A 21,674-nucleotide genomic window follows, 5' to 3' on the forward strand; every position below is an offset into this window, starting at 1 on the left:
GGGCGCCGAAAATGACGGGCACGAACGCGCGTACGCATGCCACCATGACCGCCATGACGACGAACCGAAAGGTCCATGCCGCGTAGCCGGTCAGGACACCTCCGAAGGGGCCGGGCGTACCGTCGCCGGCCTGACGGCACGAGCACCGTCATCGACGGGCTCTCCTCACGCACGCTCGCCGAGATCACCCGCCTGGAGCTGAGCCGCAACTACCTCGCGCCCGGCGAGGTCAGCGAGGCCGTGCGTACGTGGAAGCGGCACAGGCGGCAGTCGCTGCGGGTGCTGTGGCGCGACCACGAGCTGGGCGACACCCACTGGGACTGCTGCGGTGATCCGCTGGAGGCGCGGGAGCTCCTCGACACCGTGATGGGGGCGCTGTCGCCCAGCGGGGCCCGTGAGCTCCGACGCGTGGTCAGCAGGATCGACGGCGACGGGTGACCGCCGCCTGCCGGAACACCGGGTGGGGACGGAGTCCGCCCGGAAGGGGAGTTCAGGAGCCGGCGGGCGAAGGCGCCGCCGCGAACGCCACGTCCGCCGCACGGATGGTGACGTCGGCCTCCGGCTGAGGGGCCAGGCCGCGACCCGCGAGACCGCGGCGGCCGGAACCGCCGCGCTGATCCGGGGCTCCGCCGGGATGTCGTACGTCGCGTGGGCGTCGTGGGGCAGGGCCACCCGGTAGCCGAGCGCCACGGCCGTACGTGCCGTCGCCTGCACGCACATCTCGGACATCAGGCCGCAGACGGCGAGCGACCGCACCCCGGACGCGGTCAACAGGGCTTCCAGCGAGGTCTCCTGGAACGCGTCGTCGTGGGTCTTGCGGATCACCACTTCCGTGGGCCCCGCCTCGACGGGATGGTGGAGCTCCCAGCCGGCGGTGTGGGGCTCGTCGTCCGCACCGGCCGCTCCGTCGTTCTGGACGTGCACGACGAGCGCCCCGGCCGCCCGTGCCCGCGCGATCAGGCCCGCCGTCCGGTCCACGAGGCGCGCGGCCTCGGGCAGGGCGCCGTCGCCACGGACGAACGCCCGCTGTACGTCGACAACGAGCAGTGCCTGCGGGGGTGTTGCGTGAGAGGTCATGGGGTCATGATGGCCCGGCGGCTCCGCCCTCAGGCGCTCAGGGCGTGGCCCGCCAGGGAGAGGCGCATGGCGCACGCGTCCTCCGCCTCGACAGTGACGGGGATGCCCCAGTGCTCGCTCAGCATGCGGCCGACGGCGACGAGCCGCCGGCGCTCCTCGGGGCTGTACGCGGGGAAGCGCGTCCAGCCGCGATCGGCGACAGCGTTGCCCAGCTCGGTGAACAGGGTGGCCCTGGCCCGCTGTTCCTCGTCGGACGTCAGCGGGGTGGGGTCGGGCACGGGCCCCACGGTGTGCACGTTGTACAGGTCGCGGATCACGGGCCCATCCTCTCAGGGGCGCCGGCCGCGCGCAGCGCCTCGATGACGCGCTCGCAGTCCCGCCGGGTCTCCGGAAAGCGCCGGATCCGCTCGTGCGCGAGCTTCATGGCCGTGGCGGAGGGCTCCGCGCTCCGGTGGAGCAGATGACGCACCATGTCCGCGAGGCCGAACCACACGGCCCACTCCAGGCTGGTGAGGTCCCTCAGCCGCAGGTCGATGTCGGCCCCGCGGTCCAGCAGCAGATCCACGATCTCCCGGCACGGGCCGGGTACGGCGGACGAGGAGGCCATCAGGAGCGGAAAGCCGATCCGGCACCGGGTGTCCGGGTGCGCGCCGGCGTCGAGCAGGACGCGCGCGATGTCCGTCCTGCTGAAGGCCGCCGCCAGGGTCAGGATGTTCAGCTCCCCCCACTCACCGGCCGGTTGCTCCGGATCGGCCCCTGCGGCCACCAGGAGGCGGGCCACCTCACCGCGGCCGTGGCGCACCGCGAGGTCCAGGGCCGTACGCCTCTCCGCCCCGTGGGCATCGACCGGTACGCCGGCGTCGAGGAGCCGGGTCACCAGGGCCACGTCGCCGTCCTCCGCGGCCTGGACCAGCTGTTCCGCCCTGCTGTCGGTCTGCATTTCGTGATCATGGCGGAAGCCCGGTTCGCTGGGAAGGGAGCCGGCCGGCCGGGGGTGGGGCCCCTGCCGGCCGGCGGCGCGGCCTGGGTCAGGCCGTCGTGCAGGTGCTGCCGCTGAGCGTGAAGGCGGTCGGGGCGGTGTTGGTGCCGCTCCTGGTGGCGGTGAAGCCGACCGTGACCGAGCCGTTCGCGGCGATCGAGGCCGTGTATCCGGCGGGGGCCACGCTGACCGTCGCACCGCTCTGCGTGGGCGTCCCGCCCCACATGTTGGAGACGGTCTGGCCGTCGGCGAAGGTGAAGCCGAGGTTCCAGCCGTTGACGGCGCCGGTGCCGGTGTTCCGGATGGTGATCTCGCCCTGGAACCCGCCGGGCCAGTCGCCGATCACCCGGTAGCCCACGGAGCAGCCCACGCCCGGCGTGGGTCCGCTCCCGTCGGTGGTGACGCTCACCGTGGCGGACCGGGCCGAGCGGTTGCCCGCCGCGTCGCGGGCGTAGACGGCGAACTGGTACGCCGTACCGGCGGTGAGGCCGGTCACGGTGACGCTGTTGGTCGTCGAGGAGGCGGCCGTGGTCTCGGTGCCACCGCTGACGCGGACGACGTCGTAGCCCGTGGTGGCAACGTTGTCGGACGCCGCCGCCCAGGTCAGGGTGGCCGACGTGGCCGTCACGGCGGAGGCGGCCGGGGCGCCGGGGGCGGTCGGGGCCTGCGTGTCGTCCGGGTCGCCGCCGTCACCGAAGACGGTGGCCTCCTGGGAGGTCTGGGCGATGCCGTTCGCACCGTGGAAGATGCGCTCGCCCCAGGAGCTCAACCGGCTCGGGTCGAAGTCGATCGCCAGGTCGAGGATCGGGTCGGTGTTGCCGCTCCAGGACCAGGCCAGGTAACCGAGGCCGAGCTGCTCGGCGGTGGCCATCATGGTGTCCTCGTCCGGGTCCCCGTACTGGTCGGCGGGGCCGCCGAACTCACCGATGAGAAGCGGCAGTCCGGCGTCGACGAAGGCGTTCAGGTAGTCGGTGACCGCCTGGGCCGTGTTGTAGACGCTGTACATGTGGATCGAGAAGATCAGGTTGCCGGTGGTGTCGGCGTCGTACACGGCCTGGGCGTTGGCGCGCATGACGCCCTGCCAGTCCTGGCCCCAGTTGGGTGCGTCGACCATGATCGTGTGGGCGAATCCGGCGCCGCGCAGCTTCTGGACGGCGGCGGTCGTCGGCGCGGTCCAGCCTGCGGGGTCGGTGTTGCCCCAGGGCTCGTTGCCGATGTTGATGATGACGTAGTCCTCCTGGCCCGCGAGGACGTCCTTGAGGCTGATCCAGTAATCGGCCGCGTGGTCCAGGGTGCCCGCAGCGGTGTCCTCGCCGTAACCGGTGGTGTCGTGCACCTCCAGGACGCAGATCAGCCGGTTGGCCTTGCAGTCCTCGACGATGCCCGCGACCTCGTCGGGGCCGTTCCTCGTCCAGCGGTGACCGTCGGAGAGGACGACGCGGACGGTGTTCGCGCCGAAGGCCTTGATGTCGGCCAGCGACTGCGTCTCGCCCGGGTACCAGGTGTGCGCGTGGTTGACGCCGCGCATGACGAAGTCGTTGCCGTTGCCTTCCAGCAGACGGCCGTCGCTGATGTGCAGGCCGGTGGCCGCGGCCTCCGCCCGCGCAGGCGCGGCCTGCGCCGCGGCCGGGCCGAGCGCGCCCAGCAGGACGACGCCGAGAAGCGCGGCCAGGCCCTTCAGTAGGACGGTTAAGGGGCTCTTCCGTGCCGTATTCGTTGCTGATCTCACTGCGACTCCAAGGTGGGTGCCGGAACGCGAACATCAGGTGACGTGGGAGCGCTCCCATAAAAACCACCCCGGCAGGGGCACGTCAAGAGATCGCGCGCACTTCGGCCTCCGGGCCGTGCGTCGGCCCGTCGGTAGGGGTGAAACGGATGCGAACGTCCCGGCCTACTCCGGACCTCCGATGGCGAGGGCGAGCCGCCACATGCCTGTGGAGGGATTGGTCGTCGGCTCCGAGCCCTCCGGGGCGAGCCCCTTGGCGCGACGGGCTGCTTCGCGCCAGGTTTCCTTGTAATGGCGGAAGTCGAGATCCGTCTTGCTGTACGTGCCAGGCACGTACTTGTCCAGGTAGGGCAGCAGGTGGGTGCAGGTCGGCGCGTGGCTGCGATGTTCGGTGAAGTGGAGGAGGAGCCACAGTTCGAAGCACGGGTTGGACAACGCGAGGCCGATGTCGTTGCGACCCGCGTCCGTTACGGCGCGGCCGATATCTGTGAACTGGTCGACGTCGAGAACGCACCAGGCCCCGTCGTAGTCGCCGTCGGCCGCCTCCAGCAGCTTCGCCGTGTGCGCGACGACCTGGGAAGGCGCCTTGGGGCGTTCGATGATCTTGACCGAAACGGCTGGGTTCCTTGCGGCCGCCTTGAGCCCCTGAAGATAGTCCCGCTCTGTCACCTCGGCTCCGCAGACGACGAGCAGGCGTTGCCTGGCAGTACGGTGTTCCGTCTTCCTGCCGAGCCGCGATTCAAAGGTGGGGCGCTTCCGGCCACTCGGTTTCGGTGCCCTCGCCATGGTGGTCCCCCCGGCCCGCCAATGCCTTGGCGAAGCTGTCGTCGATGAACGGTACGCCGCCGTAACTGCCGCCTAGATAGCGCCGTTCGTGGTTTTCCCCGAGACGCGGTCTGAATTCCGACAGGGCAACCACTTCCGTCTCCCCGTACTGGTTCTTCTCCACGAACCACACCTGGTCCCGCTTCAGGATGGCCTCCCCGTCCGCGCGGCCCAGCAGGCTCGCGTCGTGCGTGGTGAAGATCAGCTGTGCCCCGTGCGGGTTGGTCGCCGGGTTCTGGAACAGCCCGACCAGCTGTGCGGTGAGCAGGGGATGCAGGCTGGAATCGATCTCGTCCACGATGAATGTGCCGCCGCTGCGAAGGACCGACATGAATCGAGGCGCCTGTTCCAGAAGCGCCTTGGTGCCCGCGGACTGTTCGCTCAGTTCCATCCGCACGATGCCGTCGCGACCGCGGTGTCCGAGCCAGGGGCGGGTGAGTTCTTCGGGGCCCTTTTCGTCCAGCCTGGTGCGGAGGAAGGTGGGAACGCGGCCACCGTACCGCTGTCGCAGCGCATCCTCGTCCATGAGGACTCGCTCCGTTCCGGCTTCTTCGATGCCGAGGTCGGCCGCGCGCAGGAGGGCCATCAGCTCGGGGTACTGCTCCGGCGCCTCCAGCATTCGGCTCACGTCAGGACCCAGGGCGCTGCCGAACCGGGGCCGTTGCCGGCCGAATTTCAGATCGCGTAGGAACCAGTCGTAGACCGGGCGGAAATCCGCCTGCCTGGAGCGCGCGGCCATCGTCAGGAACAGGACGTTGGGTTCGGTGATGTTCTCGACGAGTTCGAGCTCTCGCCTCGCCTGCGAGTCGCCGGGCTCCACATCACCCGACGGGCGTTCGAAGATCTTTCTCTTCTTCCCGTGCGGGTAGCTGTAGAGCCATTCGTCCAGGATCTTCTCGTCGTCCACGCTGAACCCGTAGGTATAGCGAATGCCGAGAAGCAGCAGGTCCACGACGAACCACGAAGGTTCGTCAGTCGCGGTGGCGTCCAGCCGGAACGGGGTGCGGGTGACGCCGCCGTCGGGTTCCGCGTCGCGATGGGAGTTCACGACCATCCAGGCCATGTACTCCAGTGCGCCGACGAGATTCGACTTACCGGCGGCATTGGCGCCGAAGAGACCGGCGACCGGCACGGCTTGCCAGTCGGTGCCGGGCGGCCGGTCCGTGTCGTAGGCCGGATGGAACTGGAGCTCTTGCTCCTCCCGGACCGAGCGGTGATTCGCGACCCTGAAATTGAGTAGCACGGTAAGTCCTCCCTTCGGCGATTCCTGGGGCTCATGCGCAAGTGAATCGCGCATACAGGGAGCTGGCAACCTGATCCAGGGAATATCGGTCGGTCGAGGAGGGGGGTCACCCGAAGGTGGGACGCCGCCGGTCCCGCACCCGGAGGTGAAAGACCAGCGGACTGTCGCGTCAGGCCTTGCTGGTGCAGATCGCGTCGTACGGGCGTCCCGGGCTCGGGAAGAGCTCGATCGGGTTGTCGGCGTTCGCCGGGCACTCCTCGGCGGTCTTGGTCAGGGCGAGGACCTTGTTCCCGCCGCTCGCGCAGGGCACTTCCTTCGCCTCGTCGCTCACGCAGTCGCCCACCACGAGCTGCCCGCCGCCCGCGCCCGCGTCCCCGGGGTGGTCGCCGGAGAGGTTGCGGCCGCAGATGGTCTTGCTGGGGATGCCGCTGGTGGCGGCGTCCCCGCCGAAGGACACCTTCACCGAGATGATCTCGTCGGTCCCGGCCGGGCACTCGACGGCCCCGGCGAAGATCTCGCCGTCCTTCACCGCGAGCGCCTTGATCGTCGCCTTCGGGTCGTCGCAGTCGAGGCCCTGGAAGCCGTCCTTCGACTGGCTCGTGTCCGGGCCCGCGCAGTCACCGACCTTCCAGTCCCTGGACTTCTGGCTGCCCCCCTTCGGCGACCCGCTGCCGCTGTCCGACTCCGGACCGCAGGCCGTGGCGGCACCGAGCGCGACCGTGAGGATCAGGACGCCTTTCGCGCAGTCCCGGAGAACCCTGCGAGTGCCGCGCGTCGACGGGGAACCGGGGCGGCTGTTACGGGGGCTCGTACTGCCGTGGGCGGTCATGCTGCTCCTTGGATACGTGGCGTGTTCCGCACGGCACCCGTTGTGACCCGCGCGGCAGTTCGGGCGTGAGGACGGCCGAATCGCGCGACGCGGTTCCCGGGACGCGCCAAGCGGTCGGGATCGGCACGGAGCCGGAACGGAACGGTCGCCGGGGGCCGTGTTACGCCACGGAAGCGGGCCCGCACCGCGCCGTCCGCGCCCCGCAGGCGGCCACGTGGACCACTGGTACCTTCTGGGCGCAGCCCAAGTGCTCTCCCGTACCGCTCACTTCACGAAGACGGACCGAGTGAACAAGTGACCGCACCCGAACCGCCCCCGAACCAGGACGCCCTTCTCGCGCGCGCCGACGGCCCCGTCACGCGTGGCAGGCTCGTCCGCGATCTGACGGCGCTCGGTCTCGCCGAGGGCGACACCGTCATGTTCCACACCCGGCTGTCCGCCATCGGCTACGTGTCCGGCGGCCCCCGGACCCTCATCGGCGCCCTGCGGGACGTCGTGGGGGAGCGGGGGACCCTGATGGTGACCTGCGGCTGGAACGACGCCCTGCCGTACGACTTCGCCGCCTGGCCGCAGACCTGGCGGGACGCCGTACACGCAGAACATCCGGCGTACGAACCTGAGTTGAGCGAGGCGGACCATGACAACGGACGCCTCCCCGAGGCGCTGCGCCGGTGGCCCGGGGCCGTCCGTAGCCGGCACCCCGACGTGAGCTGCGCCGCACTCGGTGCGGCCGCCGTCGAGCTGATGGCCGACCACCCGTGGGACGACCCGCACGGACCCGGCAGTCCGCTGGCCCGGCTGGTCGCCCTGGGCGGGCGGGTGCTGATGTTGGGGGCACCGCTGGAGACCCTCACTCTCCTGCACCACGCCGAGGCGCTCGCCGAGGCACCGGGCAAGCGGTTCGTGGAGTACGAGCAGCCGGTCCTGGACAGCGGCGGGCGGCGCGTCTGGCGTCACTTCCGGGACATCGACTCGTCGGAGGGGGCCTTCGACTACTCTGCCGTCACGCCCGACGGCCAGGACCCGTTCGAGACGATCGCCCGGGACATGCTGGCCGCCGGGATCGGTCGCCGGGGCGGGGTCGGCGCCGCCGACAGTCTCCTCTTCGAGGCCGAGGAGGTCGTGCGCTTCGGTGTCGAGTGGATCCAGGAGAGACTGGGCGGCGCCCGGTAGAGGCCTTGCTCGGGCGACGGACCGCTCGCTCGGTCGGCCACCGCATGAGTACGCATACGGGTGGTGCCGTGCGCTCGCTCCGCGCATCCTGTCCGGATGACCGACGCCGGCACGAACACCGCGCGGCGCACGCGGCGCAAGGTTGTCACCGACCTCGTCGTCACGGCCGTTCTGCTGCTCCCCCTCGTGATCATGCTCTGGTACGGCGCCACCGACGCGCTCCAGCACAAGAGCGCCACCGACTGGCAGGCCAACCACGAGACGAAGCGGGCCTTGCAGCGGAGCGCCCTGCTGATCACCGGTCTCCCGGTGGCGGGGGCCGTGTGCGGCTGGACGGTCGCCACGCTGCGGGACCGACCCACCGGTCTTCCCGCCGCGAGGGGTGCCCTGGCCGGGGCGGTCACGCTCTGGGCGAGCGGCATCGTGCTGGTCCTCACGGCATTCCACGGCCTGACGGGCCGTTAGCAGGGGGGGCGTGCTTCCGCACCACACCCGCCGCGCGGCGGAACGTGGTGTTCGGTTTGCCTTCCGGCTGTGTTCACCAGCCATTACGGCAGCACACGTCGGGCCCTCCGACGATCACCTCATGACGCACATGACTCGTGTAAAGGCCTCCTCCTGCGCCCTGGCCGCCGCGCTCCTCGTAGGTATCACCGCTCCCGCCGTCTCGGCGCACGGCGCCCCCGCCGGTCCCGCGCAGGGATCGCACGCGCGCATCCCGTTCACGCAGGCCGAGGTCACGGCGTCGGACGACGGCTCGTACACGGTGGAGTGGAAGGCGCCCGGCATACGCCGCGTCGCCGTCAAGGCGAACGGGCGCACGGTGGCCTCCGGCGGTGCGACCGGCAAGGTCACCGTGCGGGGGCTGCCCGCCGCCGACCGGCAGTGGTTCGACCTGGTGCCCGAGCGCGGCGGCTCCCTGCGCCTCGCCGACCGGCTCGTCGCGCTCGAGGGATCGGTCAACTTCCGTGACGCGGGCGGCTACCGCACCGCCGACGGCCACTGGGTGAAGATGGGCGAGATCTACCGCGCCGACGCCCTGGACAAGCTGACCACCGCCGATCTGGCGAAGCTGCGGCGGCTGTCGATCCGTACGGTCCACGACCTGCGCACGGAGTCCGAGCGCTCCGCCGCGCCCGACCGCGTCCCGGCGGGTGCCACGCACGTCGTGGCCGACGTGCTGGCGGGGTCACCGGCCTTCACCGAGATGCCGACGACCCCGGAAGAGGGCGTCGCGATGATGGTCGAGGGCGAGAAGTTCATGGTCGGCGGCGACACCGCCAAGGCCGCGTACCGGACCGTCTTCGGCGGCATCGTGGACGAGGACTCGCGTGCCGTCGTCTTCCACTGCACGGCGGGCAAGGACCGCACGGGCTGGGCGAACGCGGCCCTGCTCACGGCGCTCGGCGTCCCGCGCTCCACGGTCATGGAGGACTACCTGGCCTCCAACGACTACCGCGCCGAGGCCAACGCGGCGGCCCTCGCCTCGATGCCGGCCGAGCAGGCGGCGGTGTACAAGCCCCTGCTGGACGTGCGCCCCGAGTACCTCAACTCCGGCTTCGACGAGGTCGGGAAGGAGTTCGGGTCGTTCCGCGCGTACGAGAAGAAGGCGCTCGGCCTCGACGCCAAGGACATCCGTGAGCTGAAGCGGGACCTGCTGGTGGGCTGAGTCAGGGCGACCTGAGCAGGTCCCTGAGCCCGGCGGTGAACGCCCGCACGTCCTCCTCGCTCGGCCGCCCCACGGGCACCCCGGGCGCCGCGTCCGCGTCCGGCAGGCGGCACGGGCGGCAGAGGCCGTCGGGGAGGGCTTCCGGGCGGCCCGGGGTGCCGCACTTCGTGCACTCCAGCATCACGCGGTGTACGCGCGCACCCGGTGCGGGCGGCGCGGGGGCGGCGGGCACGTGCGCCGGGAGCTTGTCGGTGAGGCGGCGGCGCACCAAACCGACCGGGGAGCCGACCCGCTCCGGAAGCCCGGCGGTGAGGGCCTGCGTGAGGTAGTCGGCGTCCACGCCACGGTCGAACCACGCGGCGGCCAGGGACTCCAGGACCGCGCAGTCGGCGGCGGACAGCGTCAGGCGGGAGTCGACGCGACCCAGCCGCGCCAGCGCGAGATAGGCGGGGGAGAGCTCGGCGGAGGCCGCGACCCGCTGCGCGGGCACGACGGGCGCGGCAGGCACCACGGGCGCGGCAGGCACCACGGGTACCACGGGCGCGGCAGGGGCGGGCTCCGGCGGTGCGGGGGTCTCCGCAAGGACGCAGGGCTGCGCGGCGGTGGCCGCCGGGGTGACCTCGGTGGCCGCCCACCACTCGTTGTCGCGGGCCGTGCGTGACCAGAAGGTCCGCGAGACCCAGCGGACCTGCCCCTGCTCGCCGACGAGGCACCGTACGCGGCGCAGATATCCGGCGGTCGCCAAAGCCTTCAGGGCCGAGCCGACGGCCTGCTGGCCGTACAGCGGGAGCTGCTTGGCGAGGCTCTTGACGTCCATCGAGGCGCCGTCGGGGAGCTGGTCGATGAACCCGGCGATGTGCCGCTCGCGGGCGGGCAGCAGGGCGAAGTCGTCAGCGGTGCGCGGGCGTTGGTCAGGCATGGCGCGCTTTCCGTAACCGGGCTTGGCCATCGGGTACGGGCGCGAGGCTGCGGGGGTGCGCAGGGCGAAGTTAGGGTGCTGGGTAGCCACGGGATCGCTTTCGGTCGATCTTGCGGTCAGACCCCGGCCTGGTGCGACTAACACCGCGTCGGGGTCGTTTGGTTCTCGCACCGTAAGCAGTCGCCACGCTGCGCCGCAAGTCGGTCACGATTAGTCATACTTGCTGGCCGTGGCGGGTCAGGGAGGTCGGGGAGGTTTTCCCAAACCCCCCTCTTTCCCTACCGGTTAAAGGCATCGCTCGAATCCCGGCCCTCGAATCCCGACGCCCGGATCCCGAAGCTCGGGCGCCGGGCGGAAGCCTTGATTCCGGACCCCGAAAGTGTGAACAGGCCCGCCCCGGCGCTCGGATCCCGGGTCCCGAGCTCCGAGCGCCGAGGCGGGCCGGAGTGCCCGTCAGCGCAGCGACTCGGGTAGCTCCTCCCGGTGGACGATGCCCAGCCGCTGCGTGGCGCGGGTCAGTGCCACGTACAGGTCGCTCGTCCCGAACCTCCCGGGCTCCACCACCAGCACGTCGTCGAATTCGAGCCCCTTGGCCTCACGCGGGCCCAGAAGCACCACGGGGCGGGTGAGGTCGGGTTCGGCGCCCGGCGTGATCCCGTCGAGCGGGGCCGCGATCTCGTCGTGCAGCTCGCGCGGCGCGATCACCGCGAGGCGCCCCTCCTCGGGCGTCAGCTCCTCGACGGCCCGCGCCACCGCGCCCGCCAGATCCGCACCGGCGTCCCGCGTCCACGGGGTCTCGCCGGTGGACCGCACCGATCCGGGCGGCTCGAAGGACGGGTCCTCGGCCTGTATCACCCTGGCGGCCAGCTCCATGATCTCGGCGGGCGTACGGTAGTTGACCCCCAGCCGCACATGCTCGAAGCGGTCGCCGACGTACGGCTCCAGGATCCTCTCCCACGAGCCGATTCCCGCCTCCTCGGACGTCTGCGCCGGGTCACCGACCAGGGTCAGCGAGCGGGTCGGCGACCGGCGCATCAGCAGCCGCCAGGCCATCGGCGACAGCTCCTGCGCCTCGTCGACGATGATGTGCCCGAACGCCCAGGTGCGGTCGGCGGCCGCGCGCTCGGCGGCGCTGCGGTGGTCGGCCTCCTCGTGCCGCTCCGCCATCCGCTCGGCGTCGATGATGTCGTGGGCGGCGAGGATCTCGGACTCCTCCTCGTCCTCGAACTCGTACGTCTCCGAGCCCCGGGACAGCTCCAGGACACCCTGCGCGTAGGCGACCCGCTCCTGGCGCTCCGCCTCGGCGGCGGCCCGCTCGGCGCTGTCGTCGGACCCGAGCAGCTCGGCCGCCTCGTCGAGGAGCGGCACATCGGCCGGGGTCCACTCCCTGTCGCCGGGGGCGCGCCGGATGGCCTGCGCGTCCTCGTCCGGTACGTACACCGGCTCGGCCAGATAGTCGGCGAGGAAGTCCTCAGGGGTGAGCAGCGGCCACAGCTCCCCGACCGCCGCGTGCACCTCCTCGCTGGTGGCGACGCTCTTGCCGAGCTGGGCGACGTCGTCCGGGCCAAGGAAGTTGGGGCCGCCGTACGGGTCGGCGCCGATGCGTTCGGTGAGCTGCCTGGTGAGCGCGTCGATCACCTGGAACGTGAAGTACGGGCGGGCGAGGTTGTGCGGCAGCCTGGTCTCGCGGGCCGACTGCCGTGCCTCGTAGGCGATCTCCCAGTCGAGGATCAGGTCCCCGTCGTCGTGCGGGATGACCATGGGTGCGCCGGGCTCGGGCAGACCCTGCCGGTCGCGTACGGCGAGGGCGAGGGCCTCGGCCATCCCCGCACCGCCCTTGACGGCTGCCGCGCGGGGGGTGTCGGTGGCGCGGGCGTGGACCCCCGGGAAGAGCTCGGCCTGGGTGGCGAGCATGACGCCGGTCTCGCCGAGCGCGGGCAGGACCTCGCCGATGTAGCGCAGGAAGGCCGGGTTGGGGCCCACGACCAGGACCGCGCGCTTGGCCAGCAGCTCACGGTGTTCGAACAGGAGGAACGCGGCTCGGTGCAGCGCGACCGCCGTCTTGCCGGTCCCGGGGCCGCCCTCGACGACGAGCACCCCATGGTGCGGGGCGCGGATGATGCGGTCCTGCTCCGCCTGGATGGTCCGCACGATGTCGCCCATGCGGCCGGTGCGGGCGGAGCTCAGCGCGGCGAGCAGCACGGCGTCGCCGCTCGGGTCCTCGAAGCCGGTGCGCTCGTCGTCCCCCAGGTCGAGGATCTCGTCGTGCAGCTCGGTGACCGTGCGGCCCTCGGTGGTGAGGTGTCTGCGCCGGCGAAGCCCCATCGGCGTATGCCCGGTCGCGAGATAGAAGGGGCGCGCGACCGGTGCCCGCCAGTCGATCAGAAGGGGCGTGTGCTCGGTGTCGTCCTCACGAATTCCGATACGGCCGATATGGTGCGCGGTGCCGTCGCGGAGATCGATCCGGCCGAAGCACAGCGAACCGTCCACCGCATTCAGGGCGGCCAGCAGTCCGGAACGCTCGGACACGAGCACGTCACGTTCGAGCCGGGCCTGCAGGCCGTTCCCCACCGGGGTCAACGCGTCCTCGACACGCTGAGCGGTGACCCCGCGCAGCTCGTCGACACGGTCGTAGAGCCGGTCGATGAATTCCTGCTCCTTCTGCAATTCGACGTTTCCGCGAGTTGACAAAATCGCTCCCTGCCGGATATGGTGTTTCTAGTGGCCCCCGGTGAGGGGCCTTTTCTGTGGGCACACAGAACCACTGAATATACGTGAGGAAATCCCCGTTCCGCAATTCCGGAACGGGGATTTCCTGTGTTCGGCGGTATGACGCCTGTCATGCGTCCCCATGACAGGCGTCATACGGACCCGATGACACACCGCACTGCCGTCCGGCCTCTGTCGCCGGGAGTGTGGAGGACATGAACGCAGTCATCGAAACCATCGGACTGAAACGGAGCTATCGGGGCTTCGAGGCCGTACGCGGCATCGACTTCACGGTCGCCCGCGGAGAGCTCTTCGCCCTGCTGGGGACCAACGGCGCGGGCAAGACCTCCACGCTCGAACTCCTGGAGGGGCAGGACACCCCCACCGGCGGGACCGTCCGGGTGCTCGGCCATGACCCGTTCCACGACCGGACGGCGGTGCGCCACCGCATCGGGGTGATGCTCCAGGAGGGCGGCTTCCCGCCGGAGCTGACGGTCCTGGAGACCGTACGGATGTGGGCGGGCTGCACGACCGGCGCGCGCCCCGCCGACGAGGCCCTCGAACTGACCAGGCTGTCCGACCGGCGCGCGGTGAGGGTCAAGCAGCTCTCCGGCGGCGAACGCCGCCGCCTCGACCTCGCCCTGGCTCTGCTCGGCCGGCCCGAGGTGCTGTTCCTCGACGAGCCGACGACCGGGCTGGACGCCCAGTCGCGCCGGGACACCTGGGAGCTGATCCGCGAACTCAAGGCCCAGGGCACGACCGTGCTCCTCACCACGCACTACCTGGAGGAGGCCGAGCAGCTCGCCGACCGGCTGGCGATCATGCACCAGGGGCTGATCGCCACCACCGGGCGGGTGGCCGACGTGGTGGCCGAGCGCCCCTCCCGGATCAGCTTCCAGCTGCCCCAGGACCGTTTCCTCGGCGAACTGCCGCCGCTCGCGCCGATGGGCGTGACCCGGCACTCCGACGAGGGAGGGACCGTGCGGCTGGAGACCCGGGACCTCCAGCGCACGACCACCGAACTGCTCACCTGGGCCCACCACGCGGGCGTCGCGCTGCACGCGCTCGACGCGCGTTCCGCATCGCTGGAGGAGGCCTTCATGGAGATCGCCAAGGGCTTCGAGGACTTTGAGGACTTCGAGAACGTCGGGAACACCGGGAACACCGGGAACGGGGAGACGCGATGACGACGACCGCGAGCGTGACACGACCGGAGACGACCGCGCCGCCCGCGCGGAGCGGCACCGCCGCCCGGCTGGCCGCCCTCGGCCGCGCGGAGCTGACACTCCTGCTGCGCAGCAGGGCCGCGCTGGTCACCGCACTCCTCGTGCCGGCCGTCACGGCCTTCTCGATGCGGGGCATGGTGAAGGGCCTGGACCTGGGCGGCACCGGCCTGTCGATCGCCACCGTCCTGCTGCCCGGTTCGCTGGGGCTGGCGCTGATCTTCTCCGTCTACTCGAATCTGGTCGGTGTGTACGTCACGCGCCGCGAGAGCCTCGTGCTCAAGCGGCTGCGCACGGGCGAGGTGCGCGACTGGGAGATCTTCGCGGGCGGAGCGCTCCCCGCGCTGATGCTGGCACTGGTGCAGTGCGTACTGCTGATCATCGGCCTGACGGTGGTCCTGGACGCACCCGCACCCGCGGCACCGCACCTGGTGGTCCTCGGCCTGCTGGTGGGTGTGGCGATGCTCGTGGCCGCGAGCGCCCTGACGGCCGCGGTCACCCGGACGGCAGAGAGCGCGCAGCTGACCTTCCTGCCGTTCTGGCTGGTGAGCATGGTCGGCTCCGGGATGTTCGTACCGCGTGGCGTGCTGCCGGGCGTGGCCGGCGACATCAGCGCCTGGCTGCCCTTCTCGCCGGTGATGGACCTCCTGCAGGGCGGCTGGACGGGCAGCCTCGGCGGCGTGGACCAGATCCGCCTGCTGCTCGCCGCCCTGGCCTGGACAGGTGTGGCGGCCCTCGGAGTGCGGCAGTGGTTCCGTTGGGGTCCGCGCGGCTGACAGCGCGTCCCGGAGCACGCCGGCGCACGGACGAGGAAGTTGGGGACCATGAGCACCATGAGCGTGGAGGACTGGGTGGAGAGGCTCGGCGGCCCGGACGGCCCCAGCCGCTACCGCCGCTACGCGGTGAGCAGCGTCGGCTTCATGTCCGTCTGCGAGGTGGGGCTGTGGACGATCTGGGTCGTGCGGGGCGACTTCGGCGTGCTGGTGCCGGTGACCGTGATGGTGCTGGGCCTGGCGCACGCCGGGGTCCAGCTCCTGCTGTGGCGCTCCGCCCTCTACCACTACCTCGCCCTCGGCCCACGGCCCCACCTGCTCGTGGTGGTGTACACGGCCGTGACCCTGGCCATAGCGGCATGGGGATGCGTGCTGCTGTCGTCCGGCCGCATCGAGGACGGCGACCTGACGGCCTTCATGCTGTGGCTGCTGATGTTCTACGCCGGGCCACCCGTGCTGGGGCTCGGACCTCGCGCGGGGGCGGCCCTCGTGGCGGTCGTGTCGGTCGCGTCCCTGGCAGGGGCGGCCGTGGCGGGGCTGACGGGCGAGGCCCTGGTGCTCCTCATCGGCGCGACCGCGGTCATGGTGCCGTTCATGGCCGCCGCTTCCCTGGCCTCCGGCTGGGGCGTCCGGCTCGTCGAGGAACTGGTGGCCGCCCGCGAGACGCAGGCACGCCTGGCCGTCGCCGAGGAACGCCTGCGCTTCGGCCGCGACCTGCACGACGTACTCGGCCGCAACCTCGCGGTCGTGGCGCTCAAGAGCGAACTCGCCGCACAGCTCGCACGGCGCGGCCGGCCCGAGGCGGTCGACCACATGGAGGAGGTGCAGAACATCGCACGGGAGTCCCAGCGGGAGATCCGCTCGGTGGTCCGCGGCTACCGCACCGCCGACCTCCACACCGAACTCGCCGGAGCCCGCTCCGTCCTGGAGGCGGCGGGCATCGACTGCCGCATCGAGTACGGACCCGCCGACCGTCTGCCCACCGATGTGCAGTCGGCTCTCGGCTGGGTGGTGCGCGAGGCGACGACGAACGTGCTCCGCCACGCGCAGGGCGCGTCCCGCTGCACCATGTCCCTGCGCACCGCGGCTCCGACCACGGCCCTGCTCGTGATGGAGAACGACGGCGCGTCCGAAGCGGAACCCGGCACCGGCACAGGCCTGGCCGGACTGAAAGAGCGCCTGACCGCGCTGAACGGCACGCTGGCCTTCGAGCAGCACTCCGGCGGAGTCTTCCGCCTCACCGCGCGCATCCCCTGGGAGGAAGCCGAATGATCAGGGTCCTGTTGGCGGACGACGAGCACCTCATCCGGGGCGCGCTCGCCTCCCTCCTCACCCTGGAGGACGACATCGCCGTCGTCGCACAGGCCGCGACCGGTGACGAGGCCCTGGCCATGGCGACGGCGCACCGCCCCGACGTCGCCGTCCTCGACCTCCAGATGCCCGGCCTCGACGGCGTGGCGGTCGCCGACCAGCTGCGCGCCGCCGTGCCCGGATGCGCCGCGATGATCGTCACCAGCCACGCCCGGGCAGGAGCCCTGAAGCGCGCGCTGAGCGTGGGGGTGCGCGGCTTCGTGCCCAAGACGGTCTCCGCGCAGCAACTGGCTCAGATCATCCGGACCGTCCACACCGGCGGCCGCTACGTCGACCAGGAACTCGCGGCCGACGCCATCGCCGCCGGCGAATCGCCCCTGACACCCCGGGAGGCGGAACTCCTGTCGTACGCCGAGGACGGGGCCCCGGTCGCGGACATCGCATCCCGCGCCTCGCTGTCCAGCGGCACCGTCCGCAACTACCTCTCGGCCGCGGCGATGAAGCTCGGCGCGGAGAACCGGCACGTCGCCGCCCGCATCGCCCGCGAGCACGGCTGGCTCTGAAGGGGATCGCAGTCGACGTGACGGCGCCGCGACCGGGTCGAACGCCTCGCCCGTGCCGCCGAGGAAGCAGAACCGCCGGGCCGGTCCGGACGTGTCGGCGCGTCTGCCGATCGCCGCTGCCGACTCATGGCATCAGCTTGCGGCTTCGGGCTCGGTCCTTCGCGATGTTCCGTGTCTTCTTCCTGCTGCCTGACTCGGCCAGGAGAGCGAGTACCGCGAGCGACGTCGACTCCTCCGCGAGCACGCGCTGCATCCAGTCCGTGACCTTCGCCAATTCGGCCGGTGTCGAAATCTGACCGTCCTTGACGGACAGGTAGAACAGCCAGTCGTGGATGCGGCGGCGAATGAACCCGCGGTGTCCTTCCGCCGTGAGCCGGTCGATCTCCGGCAGTAGTTCGGCCGACCACCTCCGGAACTCGGCAGGACCGGTCATCTGCGTCGCGATCCTGTCCACCAGGGCGACCACCGCCGTCCTGGACCCCATCCCGTGAGGGTCGCGCAGGATCGTGGCCACGATGGCGCGGTCCCGGTCGCGGCTCCGCGAGGAAGCGGTCACCGAGACGACGCGTTGGTAGGCGGATGACCGGACGTGCTCGTCCGCGACGGCATCGTCGACGTCCACGTCGTCGATACCGGCCCCTGCCAGCAACTCGGCCACATCGGAATGCAATGTCATCGCTCGTCCCTTGTCGCGGGGCCGGCCGGCTCTTCTTCACTGCCTCGCGCCGCTCCCGTTCAGCCGGCTCCTCCACCTGGTTGTGCGTGCCTGTTCCGAACGAACGGCCTGGAGGGCTTCCTCAGTGGAGTGTACGTTTGTACATACTCATCCGGGGGGCGGCGTCCGCCCGGCCGTGCACTCCTGAAAGAGCGCGTCACCGATGGACCTGGCCACACGTCGCCGCCGAGCGGCACTGTTCTTCTTCTTCCTCATACCCGGCCTCTCGATCTCCTCCTGGGTGACGCGGACACCTGACATCAGGGACCAACTGGGGGCATCGACCGCCCAGATGGGGCTCGTGCTCTTCGGTCTCTCCGTCGGCTCCATGCTCGGCATCCTCAGCTCCGGGCCACTGGTCGCACGGTTCGGCACCCGGCCCGTCATGGGCGTGGGCACGGTGCTGGTCATCGCCGGCCTGGCGGTCATCGGCTGCGGGGCCCTGTTCTCCTCCGCCCCCACCGTCACGGCCGGGCTGTTCCTCTCCGGCGCCGGGATGGGCGGCGCGGAGGTGGCGGTCAACATCGACGGCGCGGAGGTCGAGCAGATCACCCGCCGCACGGTGCTGCCCACGCTGCACGGCTTCTTCAGCCTCGGCACCGTCGTGGGAGCCGCGCTCGGCATCCTGTGCACCGCCGTCGAGATCCCGGTGGCGTGGCACCTGACCGCCGTGGCCGTGGCCGCGGCCGGGATGTTCGCGTACGCCTTCCGCTCCGTCCCCGCCGGCGTCGGCAGGACGAGGGGCGCCCGGCGCTCCGAGGGCGGCACCGCACCGGCCCGCCCCGCGGTCTGGAAGGACCGCCGCCTGCTGCTGATCGGCGGCATCATCCTCGCGATGGCACTGGCCGAGGGCGCCGCCAACGACTGGCTGCCTCTGCTCATGGTCGACGGCCACGGCATGGACCCCGCCCTGGGATCGGCCGTCTACGCGGGCTTCGCCGCCGCCATGACGCTCGGCCGCTTCTGCGGCGGCTTCTTCCTCGACCGTTTCGGGCGCGCCCCCGTCGTCCGGGCCAGCGCGCTGTCCGCGGCCCTCGGACTCGCCCTCGTCATCTTCGCCGACTCGCCCGTCCTCGCCGGTGCGGCGGTCCTCTTCTGGGGCCTGGGAGCCTCGCTCGGCTTCCCCGTCGCCCTCTCGGCGGCCGGTGACTCGGGCCCCGACCCGGCGGCCCGCGTCAGCCTGGTGGCGATGATCGGCTACGTCGCGTTCCTCGTCGGGCCGCCCGTGCTCGGCTTCCTCGGCGACCACTACGGGCTGCGGTCCGCCATGATCGTCGTCCTCGGGTTCGTCGCCGTGGCCGTCTTCCTCGCCCCGGCCATCGGCACCCGCCGCACGAAGGCCCCCGCCCCGGCACCCGCGCCCTCCCACGACCAGGAGCCCGCGACGGACAAGTAGCCGCGAGCGCCCGGCCGTTCAACTGCGTACGACGACGGGCTCCTCCGCCTGGGCGGCGGTCGGCACCGCTTCCTCGGCGCTCCGGCGGACCGGCTCCTGGCGGGCGATGCCGAATCCGGTGTAGCCGCAGATCACCGCGATGATCACGCCGAAGTAGTTCAGGAAGGCGTAAGGGGCGTACGCCATGGTGGCGACACCCAGGGTCGCGGACATGTAGGTGGCCGCCTCCGTCCACGGCACCAGCGGGACGAAGACCGTGCCGGAGTCCTCAAGGGTGCGCGACAGGTTCTTCGGGGCGAGCCCACGCTCCGGGTAGACGTCCCGGAACGCCTGGCCCGGCACGATGATCGTCAGGTACGAGACGCCCATCGCGAGCGCCGTCGCCACGGAGCTCAGCGCGGTGGCGAGGATGATCCCGCCCGTCCTGCGGACCTTGCCGAGCAGTCGGTGCATCAGGACGTCCAGACAGCCGGTCACCGTCAGGATGCCCGCGAAGGCGAAACCGGCCAGACCGATCAGCATCGTCGTCGCCATGGACGACATGCCGCCGCGGTTGAGGAGCGTGTCCGCCGCTTCGGACAGGTGCTGGGGGTCGATGCCTCCGTGGCCGCTCAGCATCGACGAGGTGAAGCCCGTCGAGGCGGCGGAGCAGATCTGCTGGAGGGAGAAGCCCTGGAAGATCCCGCCCAGCGCTCCCGCGACCGCCGACGAGGCGATGATGGTCGGCAGCGGAGGCTTCTTCATGACCGCGCCCAGGAGCACGACGGCCGGCGGCAGCAGAAGCAGCAGGTTGAAGTGGAACCCCTGCTCCAGCACGTCCTGCAGGGCCTCGGTGCGCTGGGCGGCCTGCCCGTCGGCGTGCTGGGTGCGGCCCAGGACCAGGTACAGGATGCCGGCCAGGACCGCGGCCGGGCCCGTCGTGTAGAGGAGGTGGCGGATGTGCTCGAAGAGAGTCGAACCGGCCACCGCGGGGGCCAGGTTGGTGGTGTCCGACATCGGGGACATCTTGTCGCCGAAGTAGGCGCCGGAGATGATGGCGCCCGCCGTCATCGGCAGGGACACACCGAGACCGCCGGCCACCCCGATCAGTGCGACACCGACCGTGCCGACGGCTCCCCAGGAGGTGCCGGTCACCGTCGAGACGACCATGGTGATCAGGAACGCCAGCACCACGATCCACGACGGCTGGATGGACTTCAGTCCCCAGTCGACGATCATGGGGATCGTGCCGCTCAGCGTCCAGGTGCCGATCAGCATGCCGATGGATATGAGGATCAGCAGTGCGGGCATCGCGGCGTCGATCTTCGACCGCATACCGGCGAGCATCTCGTCCCAGGTGACACCGAGCCACAGCGCGATGGCGCCGGCGACGACGCAGGCCGCGACGAGGAGGACCACGGGGTCGAGGCCGAGCCACACGGTGCCCGTGATCATCAGGGCCAGCATCAGCACGACGGGCAGCGCGGCGACGAACAGCCCGGGGGTACGACGTTCGCGCGGGGGCGCCGCCACGGTGGAGGGGTCGGTCATTTCGGGTACTCCAGTGCTCGGCTGGGGCCGGGCCGGTCGGTGGGGCAGGAGGGGGCGGCCGACGGCTGAGGGGGCAGCCGTGCCGGCCGGAGGGTGCCGAGACGTCCGGAGGGGGCCAGGTCATGCGGCGTAAGGCATGCGGATGTGTGCCCGGGCGGTACGGGGTACGGGCGCCGAGGGGGTTCCCCCGGTGTGGGTCAGCCGCCGGTCGGCGAACCCGGCGCCGAGACCGACGCCGCGCGGTCGGCGGCCGCCGACCGTTCCGCGGCCGAGGCCGCCATCTGGACCCGTACGCGGTCGAGATGGAGCCGCATGAGCGTGGCAGCGCGCTCTCCGTCACCGTCCGCCACTGCGGCGGCGATCTCCTCGTGATCGTCCAGGGAGTCGGCCGTGTGGGTCGGCGGAACATCCAGCGGACTGCGCAGCAGGATGATCTGCTGCTGCACACGCCACAGCTGCTCCGCGACCCGGGGACTGCGCGCGGTGTCCGTCAGGGTCCGGTGGAAGTCCAGATCCAGCCGGTGCACGAGGCGCCGGCCGCCCTGGATGGTCTTCCGCGCGCGGGCGCAGGCCGCATGCAGCGCGGCCACGTCCTTGTCGTCACGGCGCTCGGCGGCGAGCCGGGCGGACTCCGTCTCCAACGCCGTGCGGAGCTCGAACAGGGCCGCTACGTCGTCGGGGTCGGCCGCGAAGACCGTGGCGCCCCTGTTGGGGGTGTGCACGAGCAGGCCCTCGCTGACCAGTTGACGTACCGCTTCGCGCAGGGGGCCCCGGCTGGTTCCGAGCTCCCGGGCGAGCACCACCTCGTTGATCCGGGTGCCCGGTCCGAGGCGGCCGCTGAGCAGCCGTTCGCGCAGCACTTCGGCGATCTGGACGGCAAGGCCGCGTTGCAGGGTCTCGCTCACGGGCACTGCCTCCTTCGACCGGCAAAGTGTTGACAGTCGCCAGTTGACAACCACGTTTCCGCAGCTGTCAAGGGTTGTCCACGAAATCGCTCCCGCATTCGACAGGTTC

General features: G+C 71.3%; 20 protein-coding genes and 1 pseudogene. 9 read left to right on the plus strand and 12 right to left on the minus strand.

The annotated features are described in order from the left end of the window. Positions 1–75: 75 nt before the first annotated feature. Positions 76–438 (plus strand): hypothetical protein, encoded by a 363-nt coding sequence (locus ACIQM3_RS12710; protein WP_401622866.1) that lies wholly within the window; start codon positions 76–78, stop codon positions 436–438. Between the two features lie 52 nt (positions 439–490). Here ACIQM3_RS12710 and ACIQM3_RS12715 read toward each other — a convergent pair. The 7 genes and pseudogenes from ACIQM3_RS12715 to ACIQM3_RS12745 all read right to left on the minus strand — a co-directional run bounded on the left by ACIQM3_RS12715 (position 491) and on the right by ACIQM3_RS12745 (position 6,679). Then, positions 491–1,077: pseudogene (locus tag ACIQM3_RS12715) on the minus strand (cysteine hydrolase family protein). A gap of 29 nt (positions 1,078–1,106) precedes the next feature. Further along, positions 1,107–1,394, minus strand: a complete 288-nt coding sequence (locus tag ACIQM3_RS12720; RefSeq protein ID WP_401622869.1) for a hypothetical protein — start codon at positions 1,392–1,394, stop codon at positions 1,107–1,109. Beyond that, the gene (locus tag ACIQM3_RS12725; protein WP_401622872.1) at positions 1,391–2,017 is read right to left on the minus strand and encodes an ankyrin repeat domain-containing protein; all 627 of its coding nucleotides are present in this window, start codon (positions 2,015–2,017) and stop codon (positions 1,391–1,393) included. Before ACIQM3_RS12725 ends, ACIQM3_RS12720 begins: the two co-directional genes overlap by 4 nt. 88 nt (positions 2,018–2,105) lie before the next feature. Next, entirely contained in the window at positions 2,106–3,785 is a 1,680-nt protein-coding gene (locus tag ACIQM3_RS12730; protein WP_401622875.1) for a cellulase family glycosylhydrolase, read from the minus strand. A gap of 162 nt (positions 3,786–3,947) precedes the next feature. After that, on the minus strand, positions 3,948–4,568 hold the full coding sequence (locus ACIQM3_RS12735; RefSeq protein WP_401622878.1) for an RloB family protein: 621 nt from the start codon (positions 4,566–4,568) through the stop codon (positions 3,948–3,950). Next, positions 4,522–5,904 carry an ATP/GTP-binding protein gene (locus ACIQM3_RS12740; RefSeq protein ID WP_401622881.1) on the minus strand — a complete coding sequence of 461 codons (1,383 nt, stop codon included), beginning with the start codon at positions 5,902–5,904 and terminating at the stop codon, positions 4,522–4,524. Before ACIQM3_RS12740 ends, ACIQM3_RS12735 begins: the two co-directional genes overlap by 47 nt. 115 nt (positions 5,905–6,019) lie before the next feature. Beyond that, positions 6,020–6,679: a hypothetical protein gene (locus tag ACIQM3_RS12745; RefSeq protein WP_401622884.1), complete on the minus strand. Its 660-nt coding sequence runs from the start codon at positions 6,677–6,679 to the stop codon at positions 6,020–6,022. Between the two features lie 294 nt (positions 6,680–6,973). On the opposite strand from ACIQM3_RS12745, the gene aac(3) reads away from it, so the two are divergent. The 3 genes from aac(3) to ACIQM3_RS12760 all read left to right on the plus strand — a co-directional run bounded on the left by aac(3) (position 6,974) and on the right by ACIQM3_RS12760 (position 9,521). Continuing rightward, entirely contained in the window at positions 6,974–7,852 is an 879-nt protein-coding gene (gene aac(3) / locus ACIQM3_RS12750) for an aminoglycoside 3-N-acetyltransferase (RefSeq protein WP_401622886.1), read from the plus strand. 96 nt (positions 7,853–7,948) lie between these two features. Beyond that, positions 7,949–8,317: a hypothetical protein gene (locus tag ACIQM3_RS12755; RefSeq protein ID WP_401622889.1), complete on the plus strand. Its 369-nt coding sequence runs from the start codon at positions 7,949–7,951 to the stop codon at positions 8,315–8,317. A gap of 121 nt (positions 8,318–8,438) precedes the next feature. Next, positions 8,439–9,521, plus strand: a complete 1,083-nt coding sequence (locus ACIQM3_RS12760) for a tyrosine-protein phosphatase (RefSeq protein WP_401622892.1) — start codon at positions 8,439–8,441, stop codon at positions 9,519–9,521. 1 nt (position 9,522) lies between these two features. Here ACIQM3_RS12760 and ACIQM3_RS12765 read toward each other — a convergent pair whose 3' ends face one another. Together ACIQM3_RS12765 and ACIQM3_RS12770 are read right to left on the minus strand one after the other, a co-directional pair. Continuing rightward, complete coding sequence (locus tag ACIQM3_RS12765; RefSeq protein WP_401622895.1) at positions 9,523–10,530, minus strand: MarR family transcriptional regulator; 1,008 nt, start codon at positions 10,528–10,530, stop codon at positions 9,523–9,525. Positions 10,531–10,893: 363 nt separating this feature from the next. After that, the gene (locus tag ACIQM3_RS12770; RefSeq protein ID WP_401624331.1) at positions 10,894–13,107 is read right to left on the minus strand and encodes a HelD family protein; all 2,214 of its coding nucleotides are present in this window, start codon (positions 13,105–13,107) and stop codon (positions 10,894–10,896) included. A gap of 257 nt (positions 13,108–13,364) precedes the next feature. On the opposite strand from ACIQM3_RS12770, the gene ACIQM3_RS12775 reads away from it, so the two are divergent. Genes ACIQM3_RS12775 through ACIQM3_RS12790 form a run of 4 tightly spaced genes read left to right on the plus strand, consistent with a single transcriptional unit; the run spans position 13,365 to position 17,019 of the window. After that, positions 13,365–14,336 carry an ABC transporter ATP-binding protein gene (locus ACIQM3_RS12775; protein ID WP_401622898.1) on the plus strand — a complete coding sequence of 324 codons (972 nt, stop codon included), beginning with the start codon at positions 13,365–13,367 and terminating at the stop codon, positions 14,334–14,336. Next, positions 14,333–15,148 carry an ABC transporter permease gene (locus ACIQM3_RS12780; protein ID WP_401622901.1) on the plus strand — a complete coding sequence of 272 codons (816 nt, stop codon included), beginning with the start codon at positions 14,333–14,335 and terminating at the stop codon, positions 15,146–15,148. Before ACIQM3_RS12775 ends, ACIQM3_RS12780 begins: the two co-directional genes overlap by 4 nt. Before the next feature lie 48 nt (positions 15,149–15,196). Further along, positions 15,197–16,417, plus strand: a complete 1,221-nt coding sequence (locus ACIQM3_RS12785) for a sensor histidine kinase (RefSeq protein ID WP_401622904.1) — start codon at positions 15,197–15,199, stop codon at positions 16,415–16,417. Next, positions 16,414–17,019: a DNA-binding response regulator gene (locus ACIQM3_RS12790; RefSeq protein ID WP_401622907.1), complete on the plus strand. Its 606-nt coding sequence runs from the start codon at positions 16,414–16,416 to the stop codon at positions 17,017–17,019. Before ACIQM3_RS12785 ends, ACIQM3_RS12790 begins: the two co-directional genes overlap by 4 nt. Positions 17,020–17,143: 124 nt before the next feature. Here the strand turns inward: ACIQM3_RS12790 and ACIQM3_RS12795 are convergent, their stop codons facing one another. Further along, positions 17,144–17,695, minus strand: coding sequence for a hypothetical protein (locus tag ACIQM3_RS12795; protein ID WP_401622910.1), 552 nt, complete (start codon positions 17,693–17,695; stop codon positions 17,144–17,146). 202 nt (positions 17,696–17,897) lie between these two features. Here ACIQM3_RS12795 and ACIQM3_RS12800 point away from each other — a divergent pair, with 202 nt between their 5' ends. Then, positions 17,898–19,130, plus strand: a complete 1,233-nt coding sequence (locus tag ACIQM3_RS12800; protein ID WP_401622913.1) for an MFS transporter — start codon at positions 17,898–17,900, stop codon at positions 19,128–19,130. Positions 19,131–19,148: 18 nt separating this feature from the next. Here ACIQM3_RS12800 and nhaC read toward each other — a convergent pair whose 3' ends face one another. Both nhaC and ACIQM3_RS12810 read right to left on the minus strand, forming a co-directional pair. Beyond that, a complete protein-coding gene (nhaC, locus tag ACIQM3_RS12805; protein ID WP_401622916.1) occupies positions 19,149–20,660 on the minus strand; it encodes a Na+/H+ antiporter NhaC in 1,512 nt (503 codons plus the stop codon). 197 nt (positions 20,661–20,857) lie between these two features. Further along, positions 20,858–21,565 carry a GntR family transcriptional regulator gene (locus ACIQM3_RS12810; protein ID WP_401622919.1) on the minus strand — a complete coding sequence of 236 codons (708 nt, stop codon included), beginning with the start codon at positions 21,563–21,565 and terminating at the stop codon, positions 20,858–20,860. Between the last annotated feature and the right edge of the window lie 109 nt (positions 21,566–21,674).

The organism is Streptomyces sp. NPDC091271 (assembly GCF_044757505.1).
Taxonomy (GTDB): Bacteria; Actinomycetota; Actinomycetes; order Streptomycetales; family Streptomycetaceae; genus Streptomyces.